General features: G+C 59.2%; 4 protein-coding genes. 3 read left to right on the top strand and 1 reads right to left on the bottom strand.

What is annotated here, in order from left to right; genetic code table 11:
• Positions 1-25 precede the first annotated feature (25 nt).
• Positions 26-1402 (top strand): DNA ligase D, encoded by a 1377-nt coding sequence (gene ligD, locus NKH67_RS33695; protein WP_502893850.1) that lies wholly within the window; start codon positions 26-28, stop codon positions 1400-1402.
• A 108-nt stretch (positions 1403-1510) separates the two neighbouring features.
• Positions 1511-3172: a DNA polymerase/3'-5' exonuclease PolX gene (locus NKH67_RS33690; protein WP_353033043.1), complete on the top strand. Its 1662-nt coding sequence runs from the start codon at positions 1511-1513 to the stop codon at positions 3170-3172.
• A 21-nt stretch (positions 3173-3193) separates the two neighbouring features.
• Here NKH67_RS33690 and NKH67_RS33685 read toward each other — a convergent pair whose 3' ends face one another.
• Positions 3194-3832: a hypothetical protein gene (locus tag NKH67_RS33685; RefSeq protein WP_353033041.1), complete on the bottom strand. Its 639-nt coding sequence runs from the start codon at positions 3830-3832 to the stop codon at positions 3194-3196.
• Positions 3833-4313: 481 nt separating this feature from the next.
• On the opposite strand from NKH67_RS33685, the gene NKH67_RS33680 reads away from it, so the two are divergent.
• A complete protein-coding gene (locus NKH67_RS33680) occupies positions 4314-4796 on the top strand; it encodes an alpha/beta fold hydrolase (protein WP_352852040.1) in 483 nt (160 codons plus the stop codon).
• Positions 4797-4940: the final 144 nt, after the last annotated feature.

The raw sequence follows: 4940 nt of genomic DNA, 5'->3' as shown, positions 1-4940 counted from the left end.
TCCGGTCCTTCGTTACTCCGACCATATCCTCGGCCGCGGAGAAGAGCTGCTCGATCGCTTCTGCACAGCCGGCCTTGAGGGCGTCGTCTCAAAGCTCGCGGATTCGAGTTATGTGGCGGCCCGCGGCGCAAGCTGGCTGAAGATCAAATGCATCAGGCGGCAGGAATTTGTGATTGTCGGCTGGACGCCGTCCGACAAGATCCGCGCGTTTCGGTCCTTGATCCTTGGCGTTCATGACGGCGGCAAGCTGCGTTACGCCGGGAAAGTCGGCACCGGCTTCGATACCGCTGAACTTCTGCGTCTCTTGAAGATCATGGCGCCGTTTGAGCAGAAGGCCGCCACCGTCGACGCACCACGCGCCGAAGTGCGCGGCGCACACTGGCTCCGTCCGAGACTGGTCGCTGAGATTGCCTTCACCGAAATGACAAACAAAGGGACGTTGCGACATCCGAGTTATCTTGGTCTCCGCGAAGACAAGAAGCCCGAGGCGGTCGTGCTCGAGACGGAACGTCATGCAGCCGATCTCGCCGCGTCTGCGACAACCGCCATTGCGATAAGTAACCGTGACCGCGTCATCTATCCGGAGTCCAACATCACCAAGGGACAGCTTGCCGACCATTACGCAGCGGTCGCGGCGATCATGCTTGCTTGGGTTGGCAGCCGGCCGATCAGTCTGGTTCGATGCCCACAGGGCCGCGCGAAGAAGTGCTTCTTCCAAAAACACGACGCCGGCAGCTTTGGCGACAAAGTCCACCACGTCGGCATCACGGAGAAGGAAGGGCACGAGGAACCATATCTCTATGTCGACGATGCGGATGGACTCATGACTTGCGTCCAGATGGGAACGATCGAGCTGCATGGATGGGGGGCTCGGATCGAGGATGTCGAAAAGGCCGACCGCCTCGTGTTCGACCTCGACCCCGATGAAGGCCTCGATTTTGAGGCCGTCCGCGCCGCTGCCTTTCAGTTCCGTGCTATCCTTAAATCGCTGGGACTTACGAATTTCCCGATGCTGACGGGAGGCAAAGGAGTACACGTCATCGCGCCGCTCACCCCTCGCGCCGAGTGGCCACAGGTGAAGGACTTCGCGTCTCGCCTGGCGCAGGCGGTCGCCCGGAGCGATCCGGCCCATTTAACGGCAGTGTTGCCAAAGGCGCGCCGCAAGGGTCGCATCTTTGTGGACTATCTACGCAATCAGCGCGGGGCGACCGCGATCATGCCTTACAGCGCGAGATCACGTCCGGGCGCTCCTGTCGCGGCACCGATCACGTGGGCGGAGATGAAGACAATAGATGAGCCCTCTCATTTCCATGTGGGCGATGCTCCTGAATTAAAGAAACGCGCAGCCTCCAAAGCTCTGGCTGGATGGGGTCGCGCTGACCAATCCTTGCCCATTCTGTAGCGGCCGACGCGGGAAGAGGCAGTAAAAGCCGGGATTCCAAGGGCCACGCGGCGTTCATGGCCTTGCCTGATCGGAACCTGCCGAGATCGGCCTCGTTTGGCTGAAGCCATGGCAAAGATCAATCCGAGGACCGTCGCCAGTCTTTTGACGGAATACGCACAACGGGCGTCTATGCGCGGCGACAATCCCTATCGCACAAAGGCATACTTGCGCGCGGCAGACAGTCTGACGGCGCTGTCGCAGCCGCTTGATCGGATCATCGCCGCCGGCGCCCTCACCAAGATCCCGGGGATCGGTGACGCGATCGCCGACATCGTGACCAAGCTCTACCAAACCGGCACGCACCCAGGCCTTGAGAAGCTGCGCGAGGATGTTCCGGCGGGCGTGATGGAGATGTTTGCCATACCCGGGCTTCGTCCCGATAAGATACTGAAGCTTCATCAGGCGCTCGGCGTGAACTCGCTGGCGGAGCTCGAGGCCGCAGCACGAGAAGACCGCATACGCCCAGTCAAAGGCCTCGGCGCCGCGCTCCAGACAAAGCTCCTGCAGAACCTGGCCATCGTGCGAAGCGGCGAAACGCAACTTCACCTGCACAAGGCCGCCGCTCTCCTCGAACATGCGGTCATATCGGTGAAGCAAGAGCATCCAGGGTTTTCGCGCGTCGAAATTGCAGGCGACTTCCGGCGCGGTTGCGAGCTCGTTTCCGACTTCGTTCTGGTAGCGCAGGGCATAACGTCGACTGGTATCGAGGATACGACCCTCAGGCTTGTTGTCACGGACAGCAAGCACTTTGGCGCGAGCCTGCTCGAAGCAACCGGTTCGGCAGACCACCTTGAGCAACTGAAGAGGTTCGCGGCCGACAAGGGATTCACCCTAAACGCCGACGGGCTTCATCGCGGGAGAAAGCTGATCGCGTCAGCGACAGAAGAAGAAATCTACCAAGCTCTAGACTTGCAGTTTATCGAGCCTGAATTGCGCGAAGGCAGGGACGAGATTGAGCGAGCGGCAAAGCATAAGCTACCCGCCCTCATTCGGGATGAAGATCTGCATGGCATCCTGCATTCTCACACGACCGCATCCGATGGCACCGAAACGCTTGAGGCAATGGCTGAAGCCACGCGCAAGCGCGGTTTCGAATACTATGGTGTCGCCGATCATTCGCAGTCCGCTCATTACGCAGGCGGCCTTTCGTTGCAGGAGATTGCTGAACAGCACCGCGAAGCTGACCGGCTGAACAAGGCATACAATGGAAAATTTCGCATACTGAAGGGCATCGAGGCGGACATCCTGGCAGATGGCTCGCTCGATTACCCGAATGATATCTTGGAGCAGTTCGATTTCGTCGTCGCGAGCGTGCACAGCCGCTTCAAGTTGCCCAAGAAGGAACAGACGGAGCGTATCATTGAGGCGATCGGAAATCCTCGGACGACAATCATCGGGCACATGACCGGTCGCCAGCTGTTGCGCCGGCCCGGTTATGATCTCGACGTCGACAAAGTCCTCAAAGCGTGTGCGAAACACGGCGTCGCTGTCGAAATCAACGCACATCCGTGGCGACTCGACCTGGACTGGCGCTGGCATCAAAAGGCACTCGATCAGGGCTGCATATTCAGCATCAATCCGGACGCTCATTCGATCCGCGAGCTCGATCACATGCATTGGGGTGTCGAGATGGCGCGCAAGGGCGGTGTCCCTGCGAAGCGGGTCCTGAACGCGATGCGTTTGACGGCCCTCCTTGCGCATCTCGCACGGCGCAGGCAAACGTGTTAACCTGCCTGTGCGCCCGGCCTATCAGCGCAGGAGTCCGTCATTCTCAAAATCTCCCCAGCCGCGCAAACTGGAGTGCGAGTTCTCATCGGGGCCATGGCCAGCTGAAGCTGCAGTTCCGCGGCCGCTTCTTTGAGCACGTTTCATAGCGGCCTTGCCCGCGGCTCGCCGCCTATTGTCTGCAGCTGTCGCTGCGTCCTGTTCGCGCCAGACCGTAACCAGGTCGCGGTCAAGAACATCCTCCACGTGCTGCGGGTCGAACACGTGAAAGGTGATGTTCCTTGCCCGCCCGCGGAGTTTCACCGTTTTCGTCCCGGCGCTCTGCAAGCGACCATCTTTCAACCAGCGGTGCCGTTCGGCCGTCGAGATCGTCAGAATGTCCTCGATTTCACGAGGGATTACGGGCAAGTCTTCGATATTCTGCAGTGCTTTGGATACGATCCCGAATACCACCTGCACATCGTTCTCGGCGCCCTCAGACAGGCGCAGGGTAAGCACGCGGGACTCGATATTGAGCAATTTCCTGAACTCCGTTGGAAGGCGGGCGCGTATTTCGAGAAAAATACCCCTCGCTCTGACGGACGATCCAAACGTTGCAGCTGGGGTTAAAGGCCATTCTCCAATCAGCTTCGCTGTTGCATTGATTTTACGGCGCGTGGACATGCCCCTTTATATAGGTCCCCGATTGTCGGCAGCGATGAGCCGATCGCAAAGCCAATATGAGTTCTAATCCGCCAGCGGTCTGAACCACGATCCTAAAGGCGCAACCACGATTGTTAGCGGGGCCGTTTGCAACTTCGGCTAAAAAGGAAACGGCAGAGTTGATCTCGAAGTGCGATATCAGGCGCGTTGCCGCCTGGCGGCTTTTTGGGGGCCGTTTGCTGTCCGTCCGGTTATTGCCGAGGGACCAGTAAGCCGCCATTCGGCTCACGACCTCTTCGCATACGAGGCAAGTTCATATCCCGCGGAAGCCGACATTGAACTGCGTCTCCGTTTACATGTTTGGCAAATGTCGCGAATGGAGGGAGTTGCACGTTTGAGGGTTTCTCGCTGGAGCAGATCAAACTTCCGGAAGCGACGCTCAGAGTCCGGGTTGGTGGAAGGGGCCCACCGCTTCTGATGCTGCACGGTCATCCTCGCACCCATGCTACTTGGCATCGTGGCGCCGATTTTGGCTGAGGAATACACCGTAATTTGCCCTGATCTTCGCGGTTTCGGCCAGTCTTCCAAGCCCGTTGACATGCCTGACCATTCGGGCTCATCCAAAAGGTCCAAGGCCTGCGATTGCTTAGCCCTTATGGACTATCTGGGCTTCGATCGCTTCGGACTTGTGGGTCACGATCGTGGGCATACACCGCATTTCGGACAGCGATGGATCATCCGGCATCCGTCAGCCGCCTCGCAATCCTTGAAGCCATTCCGATCGGCTATGCGCTGGCGCGATGTGACGCGCGGTTCGCATCGGCATGGTGGCATTGGTTCTTCTTCGCTCAGCCTGGAAAGCCGGAGCAGGCTATCCTTGCCAATCCAGACGCATGGTACGGCGGTGATCCCGCGGAGATGGGCGCGGAGGCTTACGCTGATTTTCTCGCCTCGATCCACGATCCGGCGACGGTCCACGGCATGATCGAGGACGACAGGGCCGGGTTAGGCATAGACCGACAACATGACGAGGACGACCGAGCCGCCGACTCTGTCTCTCGACCCGGTAGAGTTACCCCGTCGGGTCGCGCTCTCCATCGTCGCCGACAAACTCTGACAAGCGGAACAA

It is taken from the genome of Mesorhizobium sp. M0968, from assembly GCF_040319065.1.
GTDB lineage: Bacteria > Pseudomonadota > Alphaproteobacteria > Rhizobiales > Rhizobiaceae > Mesorhizobium.
This window is presented reverse-complemented; position numbering and strand designations above follow the sequence as displayed.